Source organism: Sulfitobacter sp. L-8 (assembly GCF_056859255.1).
This window is the reverse complement of record NZ_JBSXOD010000045.1, coordinates 144648-170741: the sequence shown is the minus strand read 5'-3', so window position 1 is coordinate 170741 and position 26094 is coordinate 144648. Positions and strand designations below refer to the sequence as shown.

Sequence of the window (26094 nt, the reverse complement as noted above, 5' to 3'; positions counted from 1 at the left end):
AACTTCGGGTTCAAACCGATCGGCGAGTCATGAAAACCCCGCCTCTCCAAAAAACAACAAGCGGCAGATAATTAGGTTCCAAAATTATGAGATAATTCTGTATCCACCTGATTCTGTTACCAGAATTTTTGCGTTTGACGGGTCAGGCTCGATCTTCTGACGCAGGCGGTAGATGTGCGTTTCCAGCGTATGCGTTGTTACTCCGGCATTGTAGCCCCACACCTCGTGCAACAGAAGATCACGCGGGACGACCCCGGTAGACGACCGGTAAAGAAACTTGAGGATGTTGGTTTCTTTCTCGGTCAGGCGGATTTTCTTGTCGTCTTCGGTCACCAGTAGCTTGGCCGAAGGTTTGAACGTGTAAGGTCCAAGTTGGAAAATTGCTTCCTCTGACTGTTCGTGTTGGCGCAATTGCGCCCTGATCCGCGCCAGCAACACCGGGAACTTGAACGGCTTGGTGACATAATCATTCGCTCCGGCATCCAAGCCCATGATCGTATCTGCGTCGCTATCGTGCCCGGTCAACATCAGTATCGGGCTCTTCACGCCGCGTTCGCGCAGCTCGCGACACAGATCGCGGCCATCAATGTCGGGCAATCCTACATCCAGTATGACCAGATCATAAAGCGCTTCTTCTGCACGCTTTTTTGCATCCGCGCCATTCCCAGCTTCGAAAACATCAAAATCCTCGGTCAGCAACAACTGTTCGCTCAGTGCATCGCGTAGATCCTCGTCGTCATCCACAAGCAATATTTTCTTCAACTGGGCCATTTTCAACTCATCCTCTAAAACTATACTAAAAATGTGTTCACAAAGCCGTGCTCACAAGAGGAGCGGCGTTTTAATCACAGGACCGTGCACAGATAGCGGCAAATGTTTCAATTCCCACACATCTGACCTAAGTATTCTTTCACAGCGATGTGAAAGATTTCAAAACCATGGCATTTCGTCCCGACATCACCGAACAGCTTGCACGTGCACGGGCGGACTTGCGCATGGGCGTTCCCATAGTGTTTCTGGGCCCCCGACCTGTTCTTGTATTTGCAGCCGAAACCTTGACCTCGCAGCGCTTGGCCGATCTGTTGGCGCTTGGCGGCGATCCTGTTCTTGTCATTACCGCGCGTCGTGCGGCAACGCTGAAGGCGCGGGCCTATGACGGCGATCTTGCCCGGGTGATGTTGCCCGACGACACAACGCCCCGGTGGGTCCAATCGGTCGCCGACCCGGCAGACGATCTGCGCAGCCCGATGAAAGGGCCGCTGATCTGTGCACGCGGTGGGGATGCAACACCCCATCGCGCGGCCTTGAGCCTGATCAAATCGGCCCGATTACTGCCCGCCGCTTTGGTCTTGGATCTGAACGACGCAATCGGATTCGCCGAACAGCATGGCCTTACGACGCTTGAACTTGCGACGGCTTTGCCTGTTCTTGCGGCCCGGTCTCCGCTGAAACCCATCGTACACGCGCGCTTGCCCATAGAGGTGTCGGACGCCGGAAGATTACATATCTTCCGCCCCGACGACGGCGGTGAAGAGCATTATGCCATAGAGATCGGTCGCCCCGATCGCAGCAAACCGGTATTGACGAGACTTCACTCCGCCTGCTTTACCGGCGATATACTAGGCAGCCTGAAATGCGATTGTGGCCCCCAGCTTCGCGCTGCACTGGCGCAAATGGGCACCGAAGGGCATGGTGTGTTGCTATACCTGAACCAAGAAGGCCGTGGCATCGGATTGGCCAACAAGATGCGCGCCTATTCCCTACAGGATCAGGGGTTTGACACTGTAGAAGCAAATCACCGCTTGGGTTTTGAAGATGATGAACGTGATTTCCGGCTTGGGTCCGATATCCTCAAGTCGATGGGTTTTTCTTCGGTGCGCTTACTGACCAACAATCCGCGAAAGGTTGAAATGATGGCTGCCAGCGGGATCGAGGTTGCCGAGCGCGTCGCGTTGAAAGTGGGCGGAAACCGGCATAACCACGACTATCTTGCGACCAAAGCGGCGAAATCGGGGCACATGCTGTGACGCCTGGCGATCTGGTTCTATCACCAATAGGGCTTCGGTTTCAGGGCAAGATCTATCCCTGCACGATTGGGAAATCGGGTATTACTCGTCGCAAGAAAGAAGGCGACGGCGCGACCCCGTCGGGCATCCATCGCGTCGTCGGGATGTTATACCGACCTGACCGCATTTGTGCCCCGACCCCGTGGGCCATTCCGACAGGCCTTGGGGATCTGTGGTCTGACGATCCCACCGATAAAGATTACAACACGATGGTCCGCGCACCCTACGCACACAGCCATGAAAAACTGCGCCGTGCTGATCCGCTTTATGACCTGATCATTCTGACCGACTGGAATTGGCCGGTGGCGGTGGCGGGTAAAGGGTCCGCGATTTTCATTCATCAGTACCGCAGAGCCGGATTCCCGACCGAAGGTTGCATCGCGCTGTCGCGTGCACATTTGCACAGTATAGCATCCCGCATTGCCGTTGGAGCACGCGTGATCATCCCCCCAGCCTGCGCGTCAACCGGGAACCCTGTCGCCAAAGATCGCTGAACCGACCCGCACGTGGGTTGCCCCAAGGGCAATTGCCTTTTCAAAATCGCTGCTCATCCCCATCGACAAGCCTGCCAATCCATTGCGTGACGCAATCTTGGCCAATAGGGCAAAATGCAACGCAGCTTCCTCGTGCGCGGGTGGGATGCACATCAAGCCTTTAACGGGCAGGTCAAGAGCCAGGGCATCCTGAATGAATTGGTCGGCGTCGGCAGGCAGAACACCGGCTTTCTGCTCTTCCTCCCCGGTGTTTACCTGAATAAACATGTCGGGACAGGAGCCTTGCTCTTGAGCGATCCGCGCCAAAGTGGCCGCCAGTTTGGGCCGGTCCAAGGTATGGATCACATCAAACAGCGCCATCGCCGCCCGCGCTTTGTTGCTTTGCAGCGGCCCGATCAGATGTAGTTCGATCCCGTCAAAATGTTGTTTGAAATCCGGCCATTTGGCTTCGGCCTCTTGAACGCGATTTTCCCCGAAGCAACGGTGACCCTGATCGAGAACTGCTTTCACGCGCCCATCCGGCTGCACCTTGCTGACGGCGATCAGTTTCACCTCGCCAGATTTGCGCCCGGCGTTGCGTTCAGCCTTGGAAATTCGATCGGAAATGTCCTGCAAGCTCATACCATGCCCCCTTGTCCAAGGTCGTACACAACTACAGCGTGGCAGAAAAGAAAAGGGGCAGACCGACGGCCTGCCCCTCTAAAATCAAACGAGTGGGTTCAACTTAGAAGCTGAATGCAACACCGGCTTGGAACTGATCGTTCTTGTTCGAACCGCGCTGGTAGCCAGTTTCCAAGGAAACACCGCCGCCCAGATCGTGCGCAAGGTGGATACCGAAAGATGTACCTTCCTGAGCATTGGAGCCGGCTACGCCGTCACGGTTGTCGTTACGACCGAGAGCAACGTCAGCTGCGCTGACTGCGCTTTCGTCGGCGACCCAGCCAACCAGCTTGGTTGCGGCACCAATGTCATAGGTACCCGCGAGCAGGATCTTGTCGATGCCTTCGTTGTTGGCATAAGCCAAACGCGCGCCGAACATGCCGAAGTCACCCTTGATAGTCAGGACTTCTTTGTCAGCCCAAGCGAAATCGCTTCTCTGAACCGCGGCTGCAACTGTGAAGTTGTTGAACTTGTAGCTTGCGTTCAAAGCAATAACGTCCTGAGCAACTGCACCGTTGCTTACGGAGTAGGACAGGTGGGTCCCGAAACCGCCAATGTTGTAGATCGCTTCAACACCGTTGGACGATACGTTGCCGTCAGAGTCGTAGTAATCCCAGTTGAAGTAGTTATTGTTTACGTTTGCGACGTTTCCAACATACTGCGAACCGTCAAGGCCAGTACCGCCGGAACGTGTTTCAAGGTACAGACCTGGAGTGGATTCCACAGCACCGTTGATGTTGCCGACACCCAACGTGAAGCCGCCGTATGTGGCGAACAAGCGAGGTGCGCTCCACAACATGACTTCGGCGTTGCTACGGAACGCTGCGTTGTTTGCAGCAACTGCACCGCCATAGATGTTGTTGTCTGCTTCTGCGCGAACACGACCACCGATGGTTACACCACCGTCTGTCTCAGAAGTTGCGTCGAACTGCAGACGGAAACGGCTGATGATGTCGGTCTTGGAGCGACCGTTAACAGCGCGGTCGTTACCGTTGGAAGGGTACCCGCCTGTGCCGGCCAGACCGTTTTCAGCACCGCTTGAATAGCCGACACCGAAACGAGCGTTACCACCGACTGTGATGTCAGCTGCGGCAACGCCAGCAGTTGCTACCAGAGCGGTTGTGGCGAAGAGAATTTTTTTCATGAGATTTTCCTCGGTTTGAAATAAATCCCAAACCAGTTCATCTGGCAGGGCATGGAGTTTGTTTGCATAAAATTTCTCGTCATTGCAACAACGCCACTTTCCCTGACGACGATGCCGCGCGGTATGATGCACCTTTGCCACAGTGCCGCCACAGTGCTGGTTAACTCTGCCATCATTGACATGCAGCGCCGCAATACAACCAAGCACCTTGCGCCCCTGCTCCAATCCCCCCTGCTCCAATATGGATACACCTTATATATACACCTTGCCGAGAGCCCCCGCCTTGGGTAGACCATTGCCGGAACAAGCAAAGGATCATCGTGATGGGTAAGTTCTCCAAATTGCACCTTACGTTAGCACTTGGCGCGTTGATCAGTCTTTCGGCCTGTGGCGGCGCAAATGTGACAAACGCTGAAGCGCCGGATAGCAGCAACCAGTCATTTAGCCCCAATACCGATAGGATCAGGATGGGTGAAACGACGATATGGAACATCTTCAAGCCCAAGAATTCCGAGACCAACGTCGCCGTGAACAAATACCTGTGGGCGGCAAGCCTCGAGGTGCTTAGCTTTTTGCCGGTGCAGTCGGTAGATCCCTATACCGGTGTGATCGTCACCGGCTATGGGACGCCTCCTGGCGGGGGTACGTCGTACCGTGCCACGGTTTTGATAGATGACCCCGCTCTCGAGGCTCGTTCCCTGAATGTGGCGTTGCAGACCACAGGCGGACGTCCAGTCAGCAAAGCAACATCCCGCGCGGTCGAAGACGCGATTCTAAGCCGCGCCCGTGAGATCCGTATCGCCGACAGTAAATTCTGAGCCCGCTCGCTTTTCCCCCCTCATTATAACGCCGGGCCCTGCGCTAGTCGCTCGCCCGGCGTGTTTGTTTGATAAGGTCCGCAAGATGCCCTCTTACTCTCCCTCTGAAATCGAAGCCCGCTGGCAGGCCGTCTGGGAAAAAGACGCAATATTCAAAGCGGTGCGCAGCGCCGACAAACCCAAATACTATGTGCTTGAGATGTTCCCCTATCCGTCGGGCCGCATTCACATGGGGCATGTTCGCAACTATACGATGGGCGACGTAATCGCGCGCTACAAGATCGCCACGGGCCATAATGTACTGCATCCCATGGGGTGGGACGCATTCGGCATGCCTGCCGAAAATGCGGCAATGGCCATCGGCGGCCACCCCAAGGATTGGACATACGGCAACATCGCCGACATGCGCAGTCAGATGAAGCCGCTAGGTCTTTCGATTGATTGGTCCCGCGAATTCGCGACATGCGACCCTGAATACTATGGCCAGCAGCAAGCGTTGTTCCTGGATTTCCTGCAAGAGGGTCTGGTCTATCGCAAAAACGCTATCGTGAACTGGGACCCTGTCGATATGACCGTTCTTGCCAATGAGCAGGTCGAGGCGGGGCGGGGCTGGCGGTCTGGCGCATTGGTTGAACGGCGCGAACTTACGCAATGGTTCTTCAAGATATCAGATTATTCCGAAGAGCTTCTGAACGCGCTCGATACCTTGGACAACTGGCCAGCCAAGGTCAAATTGATGCAAGCGAACTGGATCGGCAAATCGCGCGGTCTGCAATTCGCGTTTTCTACCGTCGATGCACCCGAAGGTCATGACCGGATCGAAGTCTACACCACCCGGCCAGACACGTTGCTGGGTGCAAGCTTTGTCGGCATTTCACCCGATCACCCGCTGGCCAAGCTTCTGGAAAAGAGCAACCCGGATGTAGCGGCTTTCTGCGTCGAATGCCGCAAGGGTGGCACTACGGAAGAATCGATTGAAACCGCCGAAAAGCTGGGTTTTGACACTGGCCTGCGCGTACGGCATCCCTTTGATACCGCATGGGAGCTTCCCGTCTTTATCGCCAACTTCATCTTGATGGATTACGGCACGGGCGCAATCTTCGGGTGCCCGGCCCATGACCAGCGCGACTTTGAATTTGCCAGCAAATACGGCTTGCCGATCATTTCGACGTTTCTTCCATCCGAAGATGCGAACCCGAAGCTAGAAGAAGCCTATGTTCCGGCAAAATCTGAAACGGTTTACTACAACGGCGGATTTGCCGGCGAAAAGTGGCAAACCGGAGAAGAGGCCATCGCAGCGGCAATTGATGCGTGCGAAGCCCAGGGCGTCGGCCAAGGCGTGACCAAGTTCCGTTTGCGCGATTGGGGCCTGTCACGTCAGCGATATTGGGGTTGCCCTATCCCTGTGGTGCATTGCGATGCCTGCGGCGTAGTGCCCGAAAGGAAAGAAAACCTGCCGATCGAACTGCCCTACGATGTCAGCTTTGATACGCCCGGCAATCCGTTGGACCGTCACCCGACATGGCGCGACTGTACCTGCCCTGCCTGCGGCGCACCTGCCAAACGCGAAACCGATACGATGGATACCTTTGTTGATTCTTCATGGTATTTCGCCCGCTTTACCGCGCCGCACGCCGATACGCCCACCGTCATGGAAGATGCTGAATATTGGATGAACGTCGATCAATATATCGGCGGCATCGAACATGCGATTCTCCACCTTCTTTATTCCCGCTTTTTTGCCCGTGCCATGCACATCACCGGCCATTTGCCTGAAAAGGCGATTGAACCTTTTGACGCCCTGTTCACCCAAGGCATGGTCACCCACGAAATATATCTAACCCGCGATGACAAAAATCGCCCGGTCTATCATCTTCCCGAGGATGTGACCGATGGCAAACTGGCTGACGGCACCGAGGTAGAGATCATCCCCTCTGCCAAGATGTCAAAGTCGAAAAAGAACGTGGTGGACCCGTTGGGGATCATCGCGAACTATGGTGCGGATACGGCCCGTTGGTTTGTCCTGAGCGATTCCCCGCCCGAACGTGACGTGGAATGGACAGCCTCGGGTGCCGAAGCCGCTCACAAGCATCTCAACCGTGTGTGGAATATCAGCGAACGCATCAGCGCGATGGGTACGGATACCCCCGGCGAAGGTGACGATGACCTTCTGCGGGCCATGCACAAAACCATCCATGATGTGACCATGGGCATCGACTCGTTCGGCTTTAACGCCGCCATCGCAAAACTTTATACCTTCACGGCCATTCTTCAAAAATCCAAAGCGGGTCATGCTGCTCAGCGCGAAGCCGTCATGACATTGGCGCAGCTTATGTCACCGATGACACCTCATCTGTCCGAGGAAATCTGGACGGCCCAAGGCGGCATCGGGCTTTGCACCACAGCTCCTTGGCCACAGGCGCTTGATGCGATGTTGATAGATGACACCGTAACACTTCCCATCCAAATCAACGGCAAGCGACGTGCTGAAATTCAGGTGCCCGCGGACATGGCGAAAGAAGAGGTTGAAAAACTCGCGCTGAGCCACGAAGCTGTCATTCGCACCCTTAACGGTGCTACGCCCAAAAAGGTGATCGTTGTGCCCGGACGGATCGTCAATGTTGTTGCGTAAGTGCCGATTTCTATTGGTACTGCCCCTGCTGGCCTTGGCGGCGTGCGGGTTCCAACCGGTATACGGCGACAACGGCAGCGGATCTGCCCTGCGCAACAGCGTCCAGGTAGAAGCGCCCGACGATGTATACAGCTATACCCTAGTGCGCGAAATAGAGACCCGGCTGGGTAGGGCACCGGCACCGCATTTCGCGCTGGAACTGACAGTCGCTATCGCCCAAGAAGGCCTGGCGATAGATCGCACCAACAACACCACGCGGTACAATATAATTGGGAAGGTCGATTTTATCTTGCGTGATCTTGCCGCTGGTCAGATCGAAAGCTCGGGCACGGTCGAAAACTTCACAGGATACTCGGCAACCGGCACGACCGTGGCGACGCTTGCTGCGGAACATGACGCACAAACCCGGCTCATGACAATGCTGGCGGATCAGATCGTCGCGCAGCTTTACGCGGCCAACCTTTCCCGATGAAACTGCCGCCACGCGATGCGAATGCCTATTTTGCCAAACCTGATCGACGCAAGACAGGGTTGTTGATTTACGGCAGCGACGCGATGCGTGTCGCCATCAAACGGCAAGAGTTCCTTAAGAACCTGTTGGGGGCAAATGCCGAAGAAGAAATGCGTCTCACTCGCATTCAGGCTGCCGATTTGCGCCGTGATGCACCGATGCTGCTGGACGCGATCAAAGCCACCGGCTTTTTCCCCGGCCCCCGCGCCGCCCTTGTCGAAGATGCAAACGACAACATCGCCAAGATTCTGATCGACGCATTGACCGACTGGCAACCCGGCGACGCGCAAATCGTCGTGACCGCCGGAGATCTCAAGAAAACTTCGAAAGTGCTCAAAGCCTTTGAGGCGCACAAGACCGCTTTTGCCACGCCAATCTATGATGATCCGCCGGACCGGGCAGAGATAGAACGCATTCTTGCAGACGCAAAGTTGAACCCTGAACCGGGGGCCATGGCCTCGCTCAGTGAACTGGCACGTGTGCTCGACCCCGGAGATTTTCGGCAAATGGTGGAGAAAGTCACGCTCTATAAATTTGGCGATGAACGCCCTCTTACCGCCGAAGATGTGGCGAACTGCGCCCCAACCTCGACCGAAGCGGATGTCGATGACATTCTGCATATTGTCGCTGAATCGCGCGCAGGTGATATCGGCCCCGTGATGGCCAAACTGCAAGCACAGGGGGTGAATGCCGTAACGCTGATTATTATGGCGACCAGACATTTTCGCACGCTTTATCGGATCGCCAGCAACCCCGGCGGCCAAATTTGGGGCGTGCGCGACCGGGACCGTGCTATGCGGCAAGCGAAAAACTGGGGGGCGGTGAAGTTGGAAACAGCCTTGACCGTATTGACCGATACCGATCTGACCCTGCGGTCAGCCGGACAACATGCGCCGACCATGGCGCTCGTCGAGCGCGCCTTCATTCGCTTGGCAATGCTGGGTGCACAACGTTAATTCATCGTAGACGGCTTAGGAGGGACTTAAAATGTACACAGTGATCGGTGCAACCAAAACGCGCGCCATGCGGGTGATGTGGATGCTGGAAGAAATCGGCCAGCCCTATAACCACATCGCCTGCGCGCCACGGTCAGAAGAGGCCAAGAAATACAATCCGTCCGGCAAGATCCCTGCACTGCTTGTGGGTGACGATGTGTTAACCGATTCTGTGGCGATCATGCATTATCTGGCGGACAAGCACGGGGCCCTGACCGCCCCTGCCGGGACCCCGGCACGCGCCAAGCAGGACGCTCTTACGTTTTGGTTGATCGACGAGATGGACGCTATCCTGTGGGCCGCCGCCAAACACAGCTTTGTATTCCCGCAAGAACAACGCGTCCCCGAAATCAAAGACAGCCTCAAGGCTGAATTCGCCCGCTCGGCGTCAATTCTGTCGGAAAGACTCGAGGGGGCTTACCTGATCGGGGACAGCCTGACGGTACCCGATCTGCTGGCGACCCACTGTATTAACTGGTCGATCGGCGCGGGTTTTCCTCGGGTCGATGACAAGCTGGGACATTGGGCCAAATCCATGCGTGATCGTCCCGCCTTCAAAGCCGCAGCCACCAAGGAAGACTAGACATTCCGAACCCGCGCGGCGGCGTGTTGTCCCGCCCATCGGCCTGTCGCCAGGCAGGCCGACAGCAGGTACCCTCCGGTCGGAGCCTCCCAGTCCAGCATTTCACCGGCGACGAAGACGTCCGGCCGAGCGTTCAACATCAGCGTTTCATCAACAGCGGCAAAGGGGATGCCCCCGGCGGTGGAAATCGCCTCGTCCAACGGACGCAGCTTTGCATTCTTTATCGAAAGCGCCTTGAGAAGCTCTGCAAGTACCCTGGAATCCTGAGGCAGAGGCCGGGCCAATTCCTGCAATAGCCCGATCTTGGCAGCGTCCAGCTTTACCGCCTTTCGCAGGTAATTTGAGACACTCATCCTGCCGCGGGGTCGGTCAAGCTTGGCGATCAACGCCTCAACGCTCTGGTCAGGCAGTAAGTCAATAACCAATGGATGCCCGTCGCGCACGCCGCGCGAGACAGCATAAATGCCCCCACCTTCAAGGCCTTTCGTCGCAATGATTGCCTCGCCCCGAGAGCGGTGCGCGCCTGATCGCAAGGCTATACCCTTGAGCGCAGCGCCGAAATGGGGTGCCATGTGCGAAGACCAGTTCACTGCAACACCTGCATTCGCAGCTTCAAAAGCAGCCACATCGATGCCTTGGCCGCGTAGAATCGTGGCCCATTCCCCTGTAGAACCCAATCGCGCCCAACTGGCACCACCAAGAGCAAGAACCGTTACGTCAGCGCCTAGGGTGCGCTGCCCTTGGGGGGTGGCGAACGCCAACGAAGTGCCGTGCCATCCTGTCCACTGCCACCGTGTATTGATCTGCACCCCTGCCCCCGCCAAGCGGGCAAGCCATGCCCGCAACAAGGGCGACGCCTTCATGACAGTAGGAAACACGCGCCCGGTCGAACCGGTAAACAGCGTCTGCCCCAGGTCTTCGGCCCATTTTTGTATTGCTACACTATCGAACCCGGCCAGCATTGGTTGCAACGGTGGTTTGGCCTCTGTGAACGCGTTCAGGAAAGACGCATCGTCTTCGATCTTGGTCAGGTTAAGCCCCGACTTGCCTGCCATAAGAAATTTGCGCCCCACCGATGGCTTGTGCTCGCAGATGGTGACTGACACCCCGGACCGGGCCAGGGTTTCCGCCGCCATCAATCCGGCAGGACCGGCCCCGACCACGACAGCATGTCCGTTGGGCGAATTATCTATGGTCATCGCATGGCTTTCGGAACTTTTGTGTGACAAAGATCAGCATTAGCGCAACCATAGTTCTTTTGCACGATCCAGGTGGATATTTAATCAGGAGATTCCCATGATGCGGATTATTTTCGCTCTTGCCCCGTTCGCCCTGTTTGCCGGGTGCGGCGTGCCCTTCGTCCCTTTCATCTAGGGTAGTTCTGTCGGTCTCGATGCCACGTCACACATTGCCTTGATACCCGTCGCGATCGACGGTGACGCCGCTAAGGTATCCTCCGCGATGGCATGTGCTGTGCCAAGCAATTCCTCTGACGTGACAATCCGATCAACCAGACCGAACATCAACGCCTCCTCTGCCGTGACCCTCTGGCCTCCCATCAAGATCAGCTTTGTTCGTGACGGGCCGATCAGGGCCGACATCCGTGCAGGGTCGCTGGGCTGCGGTAGAAAGCCCAGCTTCATCACCGGATAAAAGAACTTGGCATCGGGTACAGCAATGCGCAGATCGCAGGCCAGCGCCATTCCCATGGCGCCGCCGGCAAGGGTCCCGTTCAGCGCACAGATGCTCAGGCCAGGCAACGCCGCAATAGCCCCCGAAAGCCGCTCCCAGATATCGGAAACGGCAAGGCCGGCCTGCGCTTCCTTCAGGTCCGCACCTGCACTGAACACCTTGCCATTTCCGGTCAGGATGACAGCGCGGGCTGACTGCGCGTCCTCCATGAACTGAGCCAGATTCACAAGCATCTCATGCGTCAGTGAATTCGCCTTGTCGGGTCGGTTGATCGTGGCCTGCCAGATCGCACCCTCGCGGCTAAATTCTATCATATCAAGCCCACCGCCTTGCGGATATCATCGTCACGCAGCGATATCTCCTCTCCGCAGAACTTGTCGGCTGCGGGGCTACACATCCACAACAATGTACGGGCGGGCCAATCTGCCGGAATGTGGTCTTCCCATGCCAGCATGCTGATCGGATTGATCCCGCTGGCTTTGATTTCGCGCTGCATCTTTGTCGCGACGGTACCCGGAGACAGGCCGATTGCACGAATGCCATTGCTCGCCTCCTCCAGATGAACGGAACGGCCAAGCATGTTTACCGCAGCTTTGGATGCACAGTAATGGCTCCAGGCCTCGATCGCGTGATGAGCAGCTCCCGAGCTGATGGTCAAGATCGTCCCGCCCTTAGCGTCCTTCATCACCGGCAGAACCGCGCGCATCCCGTTATAGACACCCTTGAGATTGATATCGATTACCTGGCCCCATTCGTCGGGATCAGAGGTCGCGAGATGCGAGATCGGTTCAATGACGCCGGCGTTGTTGATCAGAACATCGACACTGCCAAACGCACCCAATGCAGTTTCCACCGCTGACGACATTTCGCCAAAGCGGGCAACGTTGCAGGGAATCGCGATTGCGGTCTTGCCAATCTCTCCGGCCAGGTCGGCGATCGCATCCTGCGACCGCGCCAGAAGCACCACGTTCGCATTTGCTTCGGCAAAGACCCGAGCCGCTTCGGCCCCGATGCCACGGCTCGCGCCGGTGATCATAACGGTTTTGCCGGTCATATCCATGTGTTGCTTTTCCATGTGATGCTTTCCTTTTTGTGCGATCTGGGAATTAGTGCACGGCACAGCACCCGGATTAGTGTATTGGTAAGCAACAACATAGTGGTTCGCCATTTAAAAGCACACCGCACGCGCGAAACAATGCTGACCCGCGGCAGGGCGGTGCCTTGTAACGGACAGTGCGGGAATTACCTTTATGCATAATATCTGTTAGGACAGCTTAGCCGTTGATCCGCGACAAAGGAATTTTCTAGAATGACCCATCTTCGCCCCATTTTTGGTTCGGCCGTCCTTGGCATGTTTTTTACCGCGCATGGTGCCTGGGCAGGTGTCACGCCCAACGACGTGTGGCAGGATTGGCGTGATTACATGCAAGGCATGGGGTATAAGCTGACGGCCACCGAAGACAGCAAGGATACGACGCTTGCCGTCAGTAACATCCAGTTCGATTTCGCCGCCGACGCAGACCAGGGGCAGATGTCCCTGTCTCTGGAAACCCTGAACTTTGTACAGAATGGCGATGGCTCCGTTTCGGTTGTCATGCCAGCGGTCATGCCCGTCGTGGTCGAGATCACGCCAGCAGGTCCGGACGCCAAAGCGATACGCATGGCGTTGTCGATCAACCAAAACGGTTATGACATGCAGGTGACTGGCGACCCCGCAGACATGACCAGCACCTACAGCGCAGGCGCGCTTGGCCTGAACCTTGATCAACTGACCGTCGGTGATGAAAGCTACGGGGCGCAGAACGCGCTTTTGAATGTCGCGATGATGGATGTGCGTAATACCACCACGTCACGCTTGGGAAACATGCGCAGTTATGATCAAAATGCCACGGTCGCGTCCGTGACATATAACATGCGGTTCAAAAACCCTGATGAACCCGCTCTGGCGGTCATTGAAGGCACGACCAAGAACCTGAAAATGGCGTCCGACGGTGTGCTTCCTCTGGGGTTGGCGCAGGTCAGTGATATGGCTGGAATGCTGCGCGCGGGGATGGACGCATCAGGCAAGATAACAGGTGGCAACAGTACGGTTACCTTGAACATTGAAGATCCGGCCAACGGCGATGTTGCCGTGGCGGCAGCTACCGAAAGCAGCACCCTGACTGTCGAGACCAGCGCAGACGGGCTGAGCTATGCCGGGACGCGACAGGGAACGGCGGTTTCGGTCCAGTCGCCGGAGCTTCCTGCCGCGCTTTCGTTTGCTATCGACAATGCCGCATTCAATCTGAGCGCCCCGGTGACCAAGTCGCCAGACCCGCAGAACTTTGCGCTTGGTTTGAATATGGATGGGCTCGCTTTGTCCGATCCGACCTGGGGCCTGATCGACCCACAGGGCGCGTTGCCCCGTGATCCGGCAAATCTGACGTTGGACCTGTCCGGCAAGCTTACCTTGCTCATGGATTACTTCGACCCTCAGACCGCAGAGAGTATGGCGAATTCCGGCACACTTCCCGGCCAGCTGGATATGTTCCAGCTCAACTCGCTGATCATCGAAGCCCTTGGGGCCAAGCTGACCGGTAATGGCACTGTAAACTTCGACAATGCGACGTCCGAGCCTGACCCCGGGACTCTCAAACCCGTTGGGGCGGTCGACCTGAAACTGACCGGGGGCAGTGCCTTGCTTGATACATTGGTAGCTTCAGGGCTGGTTCCGGCCCAGACCGCAATGGGCGCTCGAATGATTCTGGGGATATTTGCCGTCCCCGACGCTGCTCAGGACACTCTCAAATCCCGGCTCGAGTTCACCCGTGACGGATCGATTCTGGCAAACGGCCAACGTATAAAATAGCGGTCCCCTGCCTCGGCTCGTTCTTCGTCCCTTGCAGACCTGCATGTCGGGCTTTAGCAGTCTTACCATCCCCCCAAGGAGCCTTCCATGACGCAATCCCTTGATACCTTGACCAAAGCGTTGCTGCGCGCCGCGGAAAAAGCCGGCGCAGACAGTGCGGACGCGATGGCAGCTCGGGGCAGTTCCATCAGCGTCGATGTACGCGGCGGAAAGCTTGAGCAAGCCGAACGTTCCGAAGGTGTGGATATCGGTTTACGGGTTTTCATCGGCAAGCGGTCCGCCAATGTGTCCGCTTCAGATACCTCTGACAATACCATTGAAGAAATGGCTGTCCGCGCCATCGCCATGGCAAAGGAAGCGCCCGAAGATCCCTATAGCGGCCTTGCTGACCCCGACCAGTTGGCGACGCAGTGGGATGTTGAATCGCTTGAACTGTGCGACCCTTCACCGGAACCGACGCCTGAAACCTTGCAAGATGACGCCGCTCGGGCCGAAGCCGCGAGCTTGGCGATCAAGGGCGTGACACAGGTCCAATCCGCGAGCGCGGGATATGGTGCCCAACGGGTCTTTCTGGCCGCTACCAACGGTTTCGAGGGTGGATACCGACGTACGGACCGGGGGCTGTCTTGTGTGGCAATTGCCGGCGCGGGATCCGGGATGGAGCGTGACTATGACGGCGACAGCCGGGTTTTTCAGGCAGATTTGCGCAGCGCTGAAGATATCGGCGAGTCGGCGGGCACGCGCGCGCTTGCACACCTTGATGCCCGCAAGCCACCCACCGGAACATTCCCGGTGTTGTTCGATGAACGCATTTCCTCGACGCTAATCGGCCATCTGCTGGCCGCGATCAACGGGGCGGCCATCGGGCGAGGTGCCTCATGGTTGCGCGATGCGATGGACCAACAGGTATTGCCCGCCGGAGTTTATCTGATCGAAGACCCGCATCGCCCCCGCACACCGGGGTCACGTCCGTTTGACGCCGAAGGCTTGCCGACGTCGAAAAGGGTCATCGTTGAGGACGGCATCTTGAAAAGCTGGACATTGGATCTGGCGGCGGCCCGAAAGCTGGGGTTGCCCCCAACCGCCAATGCGGCACGCGGCCCCGGATCCAACCCGAGCCCCGCGACATGGAATATTGCGCTGACCCAAGGCGAAGCCTCAAGAGAGGACCTGATAAAAGACATGGGCACCGGGCTGCTGGTGACTTCCATGATAGGGTCTACGATTAACCCTAATACAGGTGATTATTCGCGTGGGGCATCTGGTCTCTGGGTCGAGAATGGTGAAGTCACCCATGCGATCAACGAATGTACGATTGCGGGTAATTTGCGCGACATGCTGGCCAACTTCTTGGCTGCCAACGACGCCCGTCAACACCTGAGCCGGGTGGTGCCTTCCTTGCTTGTACCGGGAATGACCCTTGCCGGAACATGACCTCTCTCTTTTGATGGATTGCGCCCGGCAGGCTGGTCGGGTCGCTCTCTCGTTCACCGGTGCGACCGCTGTGCGTTGGGACAAGCCGAAGGGGGCAGGTCCTGTGACCGAAGCGGACTTGGCCGTAAATGCAATGCTGCAAGAGCGGCTTTTGCAGGCACGACCAGATTATGGATGGCTGTCAGAGGAAAGCGAAGACAATACCGCCCGACTGGGGCAGTCGCATGTCTTCATAGTCGACCCGATTGATGGAACCCGCAGTTTCATCGAAGGGGCCGATACCTGGTCGCATTCGCTTGCCGTTGCCCGCGACGGGGAAATAGTCGCTGCTGTTGTGTACCTTCCCATGCTGGACCGGCTTTATGCCGCTTCCTTAGGGGGGGGGGCAAAGCTGAACGATGTGCCGATCAAAGCCTCGGTAACCACCGATCTGGTTCATGCGACAGTCCTGGCCACCAAGCCCGTCATGGCGGGTGTTCATTGGGCTGGCGGCGAACCCGGCTTCAAATCGGCGCATCGCCCGTCATTGGCGTACCGGTTGGGCCTCGTGGGTCAAGGCCGGTACGATGGCATGGTCACCTTGCGCAAAAGCTGGGAATGGGACATTGCGGCGGGTGCGTTGATCGTGACCGAAGCAGGCGGAATATGCACCGACAAGACAGGGGCCGCGCTACGGTTCAATAATTCGGACCCACGGCTGAACGGTGTGCTGGCGGGCGGACCGTCTGTACATGCGGCCCTGCTTGGCAGTCTTGCCCAGACGTGACCCTATGCCTTAGACAAGACCCAAGCCCAACTGTATGAAACGAAGGATCGCAATATGACCCAGCGTCTACACCTTGTGTTCGGCGGTGAACTGGTTTCACCCACTGGAACCGCCTTCAAAAACGTCGAAGATATTCATGTTGTCGGCATTTTCCCCAACTATGCCAGCGCCTATGATGCGTGGAAAAACGAAGCGCAGCGAACGGTCGATAACGCCCATATGCGCTGTTTCATCGCACATCTGCATCGCTTGCGCGACGAAGAGGCAGCGGCCTCTTCGACAGAAGAACTGGGCTGATATATCATGGCGCGATCGTTTGGATTGGCGGCGTATCGTGCTTTTGCCGGACGCGGCGGTGCCGCGCCGTTTTCACCGATTGACCATCGCCCAAAGGGCGAAATGGTGTGGTGCCATGCGCCCGAACCGGGAAATCTTCTGGCGATTCAGGATCTGGCCTTGCGCCTGTGCCGCAGCCGACCCGGGCTGTCTGTATTGATAACCATTCCTAAACAAGCAACACCTTCCGACCTGCCCCAGTCAGGCAACAGCAAGATCCTGATTGATTTCGCGCCCGAGGATCACCCAACCAGCACGAAGTTATTTCTGGATCACTGGCAGCCCGACACCTGTATCTGGGCATGGGGGCGCCTGATGCCCAACCTGATTATCGAAATGGCTGACCGCGGTTGCCCGATGTTCTTGATTGACGGGGATAGCGACGGCTTCGACGGTCGCAGGGACCGATGGCTCAGCGACCTCACGCGCGGCTTGCTGTCCCATTTCTCGGCAATCATGGTACGCTCCGAGGCGGGGTTTCACCGTCTGGTCCGTCTCGGGCTTGACCGAAAAAATGTCGAACTTACCTCGGCGTTGCTTGCAGGCGGCCAAGCGCTTCCGTGTCACGAATCGGACCTCGCCGATTTGTCCTGCGCCTTGGTGGGACGGCCGATCTGGTTTGCGAACCAAGTGCTAGAAGGCGAACTCGGCACCGTCTTGGCCGCACACCGCCAAAGCCTTCGGTTGTCTCACCGATTGCTGTTGATCCTGCAGCCCGCCGAGGCCGCGCTGGCCAACCGCTTTGCGGCCCGAATGTCGGACCAGGATTTTCGCGTACATAAATGGGGCGACTTTGGCTATCCCGATGCATCGACCCAGATCATGATTGCGGGCGATCCTGCCGAAGCCGGATTGTTCTACAGACTGGCACCCGTATCGTTCTTGGGCAGCTCCCTTGTTAGCGAAGGCAGCGGGTGTGACCCGTTCGAGGCAGCCGCATTGGGGTCGGCGGTTCTTTACGGGCCAAAAATCCGTCGATTTCTGCCATCATATACGCGGCTTGTCGCAGAGGGTGCGGCCCGTATCGTAAACGACGCCACGACCCTGGGCACGGCGGTCAGCAGATTGATAGCCCCCGACCAGGCCGCCACCATGGCCCATGCCGGCTGGGATGTTATCAGCCGCGGTGCCGCACTGACCGACAAGGTAATCGATCTGGTGCAAGACACTCTCGATACAAGGGAACGACGAGGATGACCAAGGCACCGAAATTCTGGCACCGAACGACGCCAGATTGGAGAGCGCGGATGCTCCAGCCGCTGGGTGCGCTGTATGCGATGGGGACTGCGAAACGTCTTGCGTCGACCACCCCTTTGCAGATGGACATTCCCGTGATCTGCGTGGGCAATATCAACGCTGGTGGAACAGGGAAGACGCCCACAGTGATGGCTGTGGTCGAACGATTGCGCGACAAATACCATACACCCCACATTATATCTCGTGGGTATGGGGGGACGGAAACCGGGCCTCTGTTGGTTGACCCGTCAAAGCACACGGCGTCGCAGGTTGGGGACGAACCATTGTTGCTTGCCGCGTTTGCCGAAGTCTGGATAGCGCAGGACCGCGCAGCCGGGGCCCGGGCAGCCGCTCAATCAGGCGCAAGCGTGATCGTGTTGGATGATGGATTCCAAAACCCAAGCGTCGCCTATGATATAAGCATCGTTGTCGTCGACGCGGCCAAGGGGTTTGGCAATGGCTTGTGCCTTCCGGCCGGGCCTTTACGCGAACCGGTACGCACAGGGTTGGCGCGCGCTGATATCGTTTTGTCGATCGGCAACCCTGATGAACAGGCCGGTTTTGACACGTCCGTTTTACCGGACCTGTTACCGCATGTCCGGGCAGAGCTTGTGCCTCTGCAAACCGGAATGGACTGGACAGATATGCGTGCGTTGGCTTTCGCCGGTATCGGTCACCCCGAAAAGTTCTTTGGCACATTGCGCGGCCTTGGCGCAAATATCATCCATGCTGAGGCACTTGACGATCACCAGCCGCTCAGCACCGCCCTGCTTGCCCGGCTCGAAGCTGATGCCGACGCCAAACAGGCTCAGCTTGTTACAACTGAAAAGGACGCAGTTCGCCTGCCAGCGTCTTTCAGGATGAAGGTGATAACCCTACCGGTGCGGCTGAAACTTGCCCCGGACAATGCGCTGTTCCAGGCGCTTGACCGTCTCCCTTTGCCCAAATAGGCTGATCGACCTTGAAACCTTCGGGCCATTTGCTGCTGCAAGCACAGCACCGGCCCGCGTGTCTTCAGTCATCTTGCCCCAGCTTGGGCGCGGCGCGGTGCAAAGCCAGTTCCGCCCCCGAGAATTTGAACGGCGACCGTATCCCCGGCACCCCTTCAAGATCGATCTTCATGCCACGGGCGACAACCTGCGGATCATCGAACATACCAGCCATATCGTTGATCGGCCCTGCGGGTACGCCGTGCTTTTCACACGCGGCAAGCAGATCATCCCGGGTGCGCACTTGCGTCGCACCGTTCAGTCGGCGAATCATCTCGGGCCGGTTGGCGACCCGGTCGGCATTCTTGGCGTATTCCGATGCATCAGCCATATCGTCGAGCCCCAGGAGACGACAAAGACGCTGGAACTGCCCGTCGTTCCCCGTTGCGATGATCAGGTGCCCGTCAGAAGATTCGAACACTTCGTAAGGGGTCAGATTGGGGTGCGCGTTACCCATCCGCGACGGCGCTGTTCCGGTGGTCAGATAGTTCATTGCCTGATTGCCGGTGACGGCCACGGCACAATCAAGCAGAGCCATATCGATGTGTTGCCCCACACCCGTTTGATTGCGCTGATACACCGCCGCAAGAATTGCCGTGGTCGCATATATGCCGGTGAAGATATCCGTGATCGCCATGCCGTGCTTTTGGGGCTGACGGTCCGCTTCGCCGGTAATCGACATTAAACCGGACATGCCCTGAATAATGAAATCATAGCCAGCGCGGTGGGCATAGGGACCGTCCTGCCCGAAACCGGTGATCGAACAGTAAATTAGCTTGGGGAACTGCTTGGACAAACTGGCGTAATCCATCCCGTATTTCGCCAGTCCGCCAGTTTTGAAGTTCTCGATCAGGATGTCAGCATCGGCCAACAGCTCCTTCATTTTGGCCTGACCTTCGTCCGTGGTCAGATCAACAACGACAGACGCCTTGCCCCGGTTTGCTGAATGAAAGTACGACGCCGACTTGTCGCCGTCGCGTTCGATAAAGGGTGGCCCCCACTGGCGGGTATCATCGCCTGCGGGGCTTTCCACCTTGATAACTTCGCACCCAAGATCAGAAAGTGTCTGGCCGGCCCAAGGGCCTGCCAGAATCCGCGCCAGCTCAATCACTTTGAGCCCTGCCAGTGGAGCTGCCATTAGTTTTCCAATGCGGCGTCGAGTATGCCTTTCATCTCGGCATAGGGCATGTTGGAATATTTTTTGCCGTTAATGATAAAGCTCGGCGTGCTGTTGATGTCGTCGGCCTTTTGGTTTTCTTCCCACCAAGCCACCAGCGTCTGTGCTTTTTCACTGTCCTGCAAACATGCTTCAAGGGTGTCGTTATCGATCCCCGCGAGGCGTCCGATCTTGCGCAGCTCACCCACGATCGCGGCGGGTTCGCCAGCGCGGACCCATTCAGATTGACCGGCATAGATCAGATCGGTGATGCCAAAGAATTTATCTTCTTCGCCGCAACGGGCCACCATCGACGCCCAAAGGCCATAGCGATCAAAGTATACCTCGCGGTAGGTAAAACCGATCTTGTCGGTATCAATATATTCGGCCTTGAGTTGTTTGTATGGCCCCTGATCAAACGCCGCGCAGTGCGGACAAGTGTAAGAGGCGTATTCGATCATCTGTACTTTGGAATCCGCATTCCCAAGGGTCATTTCCTTGATCGTGGATGTGTCGATTTCGGCGGCCTCAGTAGTTTGTGCGTTTGCGGCACTTACCAGAGGGCTAAAGGTAGTGCTGTTCGCAGTGTCTGTTCCGCCAAGGGCGAACCAGCCACCCGCAGCCACAGCGGCAACAACCGCAAGAATTGGGAAAGAGCGTTTCATTTAATTTCCTTTATCAGCGTTTGGTCTTGTTCAATATGTTCTCGCCCAGACGTGCAAGGGCATCGCGAAGGCTTTCGTTAGCAACAGGTCCGACAGTATCCATGGCGCGCTGTCGTGTCACCGGATCGGACGGTGGTTCGCGTCGGGTTTTGGGTTTGGCGTCGAAGGCGACCTGCCCTTCGGCAAAGCCCGTAGCCGCCGTCTGCGTAATACGAACCCGAGCGATCGCATTGTACCCGTAAACAGAATTGACCTTGGCGCGCAGCTGCTCTTTTTGCATCTCGAGTATCGGCGCATTCGCGCCGGTTGTCAGCAGGGTCAATGTAGCGCCCATTCCGCCACGACCATAACTTACCTCGACCGGGCGCGAGATGGACGATACATCCTGACCGGCGATTTCGGCCCATTGGGTCAAAAGCCTGGATTGGGCGAAACCACGGCTTTCGCTGGCCTGCCGTATCTTTGCGGAAAGCAAGCTATCTGTCCTTTTGAAGCCTTTTGTACTGGTACGCCGTGTCGGCATGACTATCTTTCCTGAATGACTAACCACAACATAACGATCCCGTACTATATCGCCAGCCAAACCAAACCGAGAAGGTCATAAAGATTGCGTGACACAGCCGCTACCTGTTCGCTACCCGACAGTTTGCTTGATTGGTATGACATCCATGCCCGCATTATGCCGTGGCGGGTATCCCCGGCAGATCGCGCGGCAGGTGTGCGACCCGATCCCTATCGCATTTGGCTTAGCGAGGTCATGCTGCAACAAACCACCGTTGCCACGGTGCGCGAATATTTTCAACGCTTCACGACACGTTGGCCAACCGTACAGGATCTGGCCGCTGCCCCGGACGCGGATGTAATGGGCGAATGGGCGGGCCTTGGCTATTATGCCCGCGCGCGTAACCTGCTCAAATGCGCTCGTGCTGTGGTGGAACAACATAACGGACAGTTTCCGGCAGACCATGCCGCTTTGCTGAAATTGCCGGGAATCGGCCCCTACACCGCCTCGGCGGTGTCTTCCATCGCTTTTGATCTGCCCTATACCGTTCTGGATGGAAATGTCGAACGTGTCATGGCGCGTCTTCACGATATTCACACCCCTTTGCCTGCCGCCAAGCCGGAGTTGATGGCCAAAGCACAGGCACTTACCCCTTCATATCGTTCTGGCGATTATGCCCAGGCGATCATGGATCTGGGCGCTACAATCTGCACCCCTAAATCCCCCGCCTGCGGAATCTGTCCGTGGCGTGAACCTTGTCTTGCGCGAAAAATGGGAACGGCAGCCGAATTGCCGAGGAAGCTTCCCAAAAAGGCCAAACCGATCCGCCATGGCACGGTGTATCTCGCACGTCGCGAAGATGGAGCGTGGCTTCTGGAAACGCGCCCTGACAAGGGCTTGTTGGGCGGGATGCTGGGCTGGCCTGGTTCAGACTGGGTTGATGCGACCGGATCTCGCCCCGCTGGCCGGGCCCCGATCGAGGCTCAGTGGCATGAGGCAGCAGGAGAAGTACGTCATACCTTCACCCACTTTCACCTGATGTTGACTGTAATGCGGGCCGATCTTGCGGGCGATCCTACTCCGGAAACGGGGCGGTTTATCCCGGTATCAGATTTTCGCCCGTCAGATCTCCCGACGGTAATGCGAAAAGCCTTTGATTTGATACAATAGCAATGGCGTGGCATTATCGTAGCAGAGGGTACCCGCGTCACCACATCCGGGCACCACATCCGGGCACCACAGATTTAAGGTTAGAAAGATGGCACCTCAGCACTCGATGGTAAGCGTAGATCAGCTGGCTCAGTTCAAACGTGCTTTGCCTTTTGCGCTTTCGTTCGCCCTGATTCCCCTGGCATGGCTCACCGCGTTCGTCGGAGGCTGGTCCGTCATCCTGTTGCCCTTGTTAACCTGGTATCTGTTTTCGGTTATCGACGGCATTGCCGGATTGAACCTTGAGAACGCCGATACCTCTGCCACCGATGATGATTTGTTTTGGTATAGAATTATCCCGATAGCATGGATGCCCGCACAGTTTTTTACCGTGTTCGGACTGGTCTGGTACGTCCCCCAAGCTGCGCATTTGGGCGGATGGGAAAAGGCGCTGATCTTTCTGGGCATCGGCGTGATGACGGGCACGATCGGCATCAATTACTCTCATGAACTGATGCACCAGAAAAACAAGCTAGAACGGTGGTGGGCAGATATCCTGCTTGCGATGGTGTTGTATTCGCATTTTCGGTCAGAGCACCTTTTGGTGCATCATCGCTATGTGGCAACGCCGCGCGACCCGGTGACCGCGTTCTACAATGAAGGGTTCCATCGGTTCTATCCGCGAGTGCTTAAGCAGTCACTGAAATCAAGCTTTCGGGCCGAAAAAGATATGCTTGCCCGGAAAGACAAACCTTGGACTTCCTCAAGCAACCCATTCTTTCGATATTGGTCGCTTCAGGGCGGGTTCCTGATACTTGCATTGATCCTGGGCGGATGGGTTGGCCTTGGCTTGTTTCTGATCCAGGCGGGGGTGGCGATTTGGCAGCTGGAACTGGTGAACTACATTGAACATTATGGGCTGACCCGCAAACACCTTGGCGAAGGCAAATACGAACACGTACAGCCCCGTCATTCCTGGAACGCTGCGCATCGCGCGTCAAATTGGCTGCTGATCAACCTTCAGCGCCATTCTGATCATCACTATAAACCCGATCGCCGCTTTCCGGTCCTACAGACCTACGGAAAGGCGGACGCGCCGCAACTGCCTTTTGGCTATCCGATCATGACCATGGTGGCGATGATGCCGTGGGTGTGGCGCCGCGTGATGAACCCGCGTGTGCGCAAATGGCGCGAGATGTATTATCCTGAAATCACCGACTGGACGCCGTACAACAAGGGACTGACACCCTACCCGCGGTGATGTGTTGAAGGCGAGGGCCGAATTTCAACGGCTTGCTGAATGTGCAGATAGATCAAACGGGCGGAGCAACGGATTTGATCGCCGGACAATATTGTACGCACCCGCCAACCCAAATCGGTCATTCGTCAGCCCAAGCCAGCTTCGCGGCCAAGGAGACGAAGACGAAACCGGACAGCCGGTTGATCCAGATCTGGGCACGAGGCGAGCTTTTCAGCCAGTCACCCAATGACCCCGCCGCGACAGCCACAAACCCGAAGACGCATAACGTCGCCAAAACCATCAACGCGCCAAGCTGATAGAACTGCCCGACGATTGATCCATGTTGTGGGTCAACAAACTGCGGCAGAAACGCAAGGAAGAATATCGTAATCTTCGGGTTGGTTATGTTCATGATCAGGCCGCGCAGAAAAAGCCTGGGTGCGGTTTCCGCCGGTGTTTTCCCTGCGGAAAATTGCCCGGATGACGCCCGGAAAGCTTTCCATGCCAGATACAGAAGATAGGCAGCACCCGCATACTTGAGAGCTGAAAAAGCGTATTGAGAGGTCTGGAAAATCACCGCCACACCCAAGGCCACTGCCGTCGTGTGAAAGATCAACCCCGATGCCAGCCCCATCGTCACGATAAGCCCGGCAATACGGCCATGCAACGCGGATTGCGTCAGGACAAATATATTGTCGGGTCCAGGAACCAACGCCAAAGCGAATGCGACACCGACGAACAGAAAAGCCAGATCGAAAGGAATCATTTTTGCGCCAACCTTGCTTGAAAAGCTGTCATACGAAGATGCTTGTTTGGCTATAGCAGGACAGTTCGAATTGAAAGATTTTTGCGCGGCCGCAGATCATGCGTTTTGAATGGAAAAAGACCCCGCCAACAGGCGGGGCCAAGGTGAGCACCCTTATAGGCACGCCTTCAGTCGAAGACGGCAGGGCACCGGCGGTGTTCAAAAATGGATGAGAGTGGGCTAGGCCAAATTGGCCATTTCTGCCCTGATTTGTTGGCGCAAGATGTCGATCGGCACGCGTTTGCCGTCTTTCTTGTAGCACCAGTATGTCCACCCGTTGCAGCTAGGGGCCTTTTCGTAGGCAGCCCCAACTTGATGGATCGATCCTTTGACCTCATTCCCGATTAACGTGCCATCGGCACGCACCTTGGCAGAATAGCGACCATTCAGCGAATAAAGCTCCTCGCCCGGCCGCAACATGCCCCGTTCGACCAATTGGCCAAACGGTACACGAGGTTCCGCGCGCTTCGAGGTTGTTGTCGTCAAGGCTTCCTTGTCGAATTTGCGCACGCTTTTGATCCGCTTCTCGGCGACTTTGCGATAGGCCTCTTCGCGCTCGATCCCGATGAAATCGCGGCCAAGCATCTTGGCCACCGCTCCGGTGGTCCCTGTTCCGAAGAACGGATCCAGCACGACATCGCCAGGGTTCGTCGACCCCACTAGAATACGGTGCAGCAGGCTTTCCGGCTTTTGCGTCGGATGTGCTTTTTCGCCTGCGTCATCCTTCAGCCGCTCATGGCCGGTGCAAATCGGCAATACCCAGTCGCTACGCATCTGGATGCCTTCATTAAGCGCTTTCAACGCTTCATAGTTGAATGTGTATTTCGCGCTCTCGTCCTTGCCCGCCCAGATCATTGTCTCGTGTGCGTTGGTAAAACGTTTGCCGCGAAAGTTGGGCATCGGGTTCGACTTACGCCACACAACGTCGTTCAAGATCCAGAAACCTTGATCCTGAAGCGCCGCACCGACCCTGAAAATGTTATGGTAACTGCCGATCACCCAGATAGCGCCATTCGGCTTCAACAGGCGGCGCGCGGCTTTTAGCCACGCACGCGTGAATTTATCGTAGACGGCAAAGCTTGCAAACTGGTCCCACTCATCGTCGACCGCATCCACCTTGGAATTATCCGGCCGATGCAGGTCTCCACGCAACTGAAGATTATAGGGCGGGTCGGCAAAAATCAGGTCAACAGACTCTGCCGGCAGCGCGTTCATTGCGTCAATGCAATCGCCGGATATAATCGTGTTCAAGGGGAGTGCTTGCGCACCCTTTGTCATCGTCTTCATAAATACTGCCTCTGCCCCGGCACATTGTGTGCTCTTGGTTGAGAACAAGATGCCCCGACAGAGGATTTGTGGTCAATTTCTTTTTT

The 26094-nt window shown here is 56.7% G+C and carries 26 protein-coding genes; 15 read left to right on the top strand and 11 right to left on the bottom strand.

Annotation, left to right across the window (positions count from 1 at the left end; all coding sequences use genetic code 11):
* Positions 1-84: 84 nt before the first annotated feature.
* Positions 85-771, bottom strand: a complete 687-nt coding sequence (locus AC13DE_RS08975) for a response regulator transcription factor (protein ID WP_446297817.1) — start codon at positions 769-771, stop codon at positions 85-87.
* Positions 772-938: 167 nt separating this feature from the next.
* Here AC13DE_RS08975 and ribA point away from each other — a divergent pair, with 167 nt between their 5' ends.
* Positions 939-2027 (top strand): GTP cyclohydrolase II, encoded by a 1089-nt coding sequence (ribA, locus tag AC13DE_RS08970; RefSeq protein ID WP_483047616.1) that lies wholly within the window; start codon positions 939-941, stop codon positions 2025-2027.
* The gene (locus AC13DE_RS08965; protein WP_483047615.1) at positions 2024-2560 is read left to right on the top strand and encodes a L,D-transpeptidase family protein; all 537 of its coding nucleotides are present in this window, start codon (positions 2024-2026) and stop codon (positions 2558-2560) included. Before ribA ends, AC13DE_RS08965 begins: the two co-directional genes overlap by 4 nt.
* On the opposite strand, the gene AC13DE_RS08960 is transcribed toward AC13DE_RS08965, so the two are convergent.
* Positions 2528-3181, bottom strand: a complete 654-nt coding sequence (locus AC13DE_RS08960; RefSeq protein ID WP_446297813.1) for a YggS family pyridoxal phosphate-dependent enzyme — start codon at positions 3179-3181, stop codon at positions 2528-2530. The two genes, AC13DE_RS08965 and AC13DE_RS08960, sit on opposite strands and share 33 nt — an antisense overlap.
* A 103-nt stretch (positions 3182-3284) precedes the next feature.
* Positions 3285-4604: a porin gene (locus AC13DE_RS08955; RefSeq protein WP_483047614.1), complete on the bottom strand. Its 1320-nt coding sequence runs from the start codon at positions 4602-4604 to the stop codon at positions 3285-3287.
* Positions 4605-4687: 83 nt separating this feature from the next.
* Here AC13DE_RS08955 and AC13DE_RS08950 point away from each other — a divergent pair, with 83 nt between their 5' ends.
* From AC13DE_RS08950 to AC13DE_RS08930, 5 genes are all read left to right on the top strand, one after another.
* Positions 4688-5182 carry a DUF3576 domain-containing protein gene (locus tag AC13DE_RS08950; protein WP_446297810.1) on the top strand — a complete coding sequence of 165 codons (495 nt, stop codon included), beginning with the start codon at positions 4688-4690 and terminating at the stop codon, positions 5180-5182.
* Between the two features lie 85 nt (positions 5183-5267).
* Positions 5268-7814, top strand: coding sequence for a leucine--tRNA ligase (gene leuS / locus AC13DE_RS08945; RefSeq protein WP_446306448.1), 2547 nt, complete (start codon positions 5268-5270; stop codon positions 7812-7814).
* Positions 7801-8286, top strand: coding sequence for an LPS assembly lipoprotein LptE (gene lptE, locus AC13DE_RS08940; protein ID WP_483047613.1), 486 nt, complete (start codon positions 7801-7803; stop codon positions 8284-8286). The genes leuS and lptE overlap by 14 nt, the downstream gene beginning before the upstream one ends.
* Positions 8283-9281 (top strand): DNA polymerase III subunit delta, encoded by a 999-nt coding sequence (gene holA / locus AC13DE_RS08935; protein ID WP_483047612.1) that lies wholly within the window; start codon positions 8283-8285, stop codon positions 9279-9281. The genes lptE and holA overlap by 4 nt, the downstream gene beginning before the upstream one ends.
* Positions 9282-9312: 31 nt before the next feature.
* Positions 9313-9903 (top strand): glutathione S-transferase family protein, encoded by a 591-nt coding sequence (locus AC13DE_RS08930; protein WP_446313933.1) that lies wholly within the window; start codon positions 9313-9315, stop codon positions 9901-9903.
* Here the strand turns inward: AC13DE_RS08930 and AC13DE_RS08925 are convergent.
* From AC13DE_RS08925 to AC13DE_RS08915, 3 genes are all read right to left on the bottom strand, one after another.
* On the bottom strand, positions 9900-11102 hold the full coding sequence (locus AC13DE_RS08925; RefSeq protein ID WP_483047611.1) for a TIGR03862 family flavoprotein: 1203 nt from the start codon (positions 11100-11102) through the stop codon (positions 9900-9902). The two genes, AC13DE_RS08930 and AC13DE_RS08925, sit on opposite strands and share 4 nt — an antisense overlap.
* A 171-nt stretch (positions 11103-11273) precedes the next feature.
* The gene (locus AC13DE_RS08920; protein ID WP_483047610.1) at positions 11274-11909 is read right to left on the bottom strand and encodes an enoyl-CoA hydratase/isomerase family protein; all 636 of its coding nucleotides are present in this window, start codon (positions 11907-11909) and stop codon (positions 11274-11276) included.
* The gene (locus AC13DE_RS08915) at positions 11906-12655 is read right to left on the bottom strand and encodes an SDR family oxidoreductase (protein ID WP_483047667.1); all 750 of its coding nucleotides are present in this window, start codon (positions 12653-12655) and stop codon (positions 11906-11908) included. The genes AC13DE_RS08920 and AC13DE_RS08915 overlap by 4 nt, the downstream gene beginning before the upstream one ends.
* A gap of 249 nt (positions 12656-12904) precedes the next feature.
* Here AC13DE_RS08915 and AC13DE_RS08910 point away from each other — a divergent pair, with 249 nt between their 5' ends.
* The 6 genes from AC13DE_RS08910 (at position 12905) to lpxK (ending at position 19165) form a co-directional block, all read left to right on the top strand.
* A complete protein-coding gene (locus AC13DE_RS08910) occupies positions 12905-14443 on the top strand; it encodes a DUF2125 domain-containing protein (RefSeq protein WP_446314313.1) in 1539 nt (512 codons plus the stop codon).
* A gap of 87 nt (positions 14444-14530) precedes the next feature.
* Positions 14531-15877, top strand: a complete 1347-nt coding sequence (locus AC13DE_RS08905) for a TldD/PmbA family protein (protein WP_483047609.1) — start codon at positions 14531-14533, stop codon at positions 15875-15877.
* Complete coding sequence (locus AC13DE_RS08900) at positions 15864-16643, top strand: inositol monophosphatase family protein (protein WP_446314311.1); 780 nt, start codon at positions 15864-15866, stop codon at positions 16641-16643. The genes AC13DE_RS08905 and AC13DE_RS08900 overlap by 14 nt, the downstream gene beginning before the upstream one ends.
* A gap of 54 nt (positions 16644-16697) precedes the next feature.
* Positions 16698-16940 carry a DUF4170 domain-containing protein gene (locus tag AC13DE_RS08895; RefSeq protein WP_483047608.1) on the top strand — a complete coding sequence of 81 codons (243 nt, stop codon included), beginning with the start codon at positions 16698-16700 and terminating at the stop codon, positions 16938-16940.
* A 6-nt stretch (positions 16941-16946) separates the two neighbouring features.
* On the top strand, positions 16947-18176 hold the full coding sequence (locus AC13DE_RS08890) for a 3-deoxy-D-manno-octulosonic acid transferase (RefSeq protein ID WP_446296015.1): 1230 nt from the start codon (positions 16947-16949) through the stop codon (positions 18174-18176).
* Entirely contained in the window at positions 18173-19165 is a 993-nt protein-coding gene (gene lpxK, locus AC13DE_RS08885; protein WP_483047607.1) for a tetraacyldisaccharide 4'-kinase, read from the top strand. Before AC13DE_RS08890 ends, lpxK begins: the two co-directional genes overlap by 4 nt.
* Before the next feature lie 64 nt (positions 19166-19229).
* Here the strand turns inward: lpxK and AC13DE_RS08880 are convergent, their stop codons facing one another.
* The 3 genes from AC13DE_RS08880 to AC13DE_RS08870 are packed head-to-tail and all read right to left on the bottom strand — an operon-like array spanning position 19230 to position 21548.
* A complete protein-coding gene (locus AC13DE_RS08880) occupies positions 19230-20342 on the bottom strand; it encodes a CaiB/BaiF CoA transferase family protein (RefSeq protein ID WP_446314307.1) in 1113 nt (370 codons plus the stop codon).
* Entirely contained in the window at positions 20342-21025 is a 684-nt protein-coding gene (locus AC13DE_RS08875) for a DsbA family protein (RefSeq protein ID WP_483047606.1), read from the bottom strand. The genes AC13DE_RS08880 and AC13DE_RS08875 overlap by 1 nt, the downstream gene beginning before the upstream one ends.
* 13 nt (positions 21026-21038) lie before the next feature.
* Positions 21039-21548, bottom strand: coding sequence for a DUF721 domain-containing protein (locus AC13DE_RS08870; protein ID WP_483047605.1), 510 nt, complete (start codon positions 21546-21548; stop codon positions 21039-21041).
* 84 nt (positions 21549-21632) lie between these two features.
* Here AC13DE_RS08870 and mutY point away from each other — a divergent pair, with 84 nt between their 5' ends.
* The gene (gene mutY, locus AC13DE_RS08865) at positions 21633-22697 is read left to right on the top strand and encodes an A/G-specific adenine glycosylase (protein ID WP_483047604.1); all 1065 of its coding nucleotides are present in this window, start codon (positions 21633-21635) and stop codon (positions 22695-22697) included.
* Positions 22698-22785: 88 nt separating this feature from the next.
* Positions 22786-23937, top strand: coding sequence for an alkane 1-monooxygenase (locus AC13DE_RS08860; RefSeq protein WP_483047603.1), 1152 nt, complete (start codon positions 22786-22788; stop codon positions 23935-23937).
* A gap of 118 nt (positions 23938-24055) precedes the next feature.
* Here the strand turns inward: AC13DE_RS08860 and AC13DE_RS08855 are convergent, their stop codons facing one another.
* A complete protein-coding gene (locus AC13DE_RS08855) occupies positions 24056-24682 on the bottom strand; it encodes a LysE family translocator (protein WP_483047602.1) in 627 nt (208 codons plus the stop codon).
* A gap of 219 nt (positions 24683-24901) precedes the next feature.
* Positions 24902-26008, bottom strand: coding sequence for a site-specific DNA-methyltransferase (locus AC13DE_RS08850; RefSeq protein WP_446298076.1), 1107 nt, complete (start codon positions 26006-26008; stop codon positions 24902-24904).
* Positions 26009-26094 lie beyond the last annotated feature (86 nt).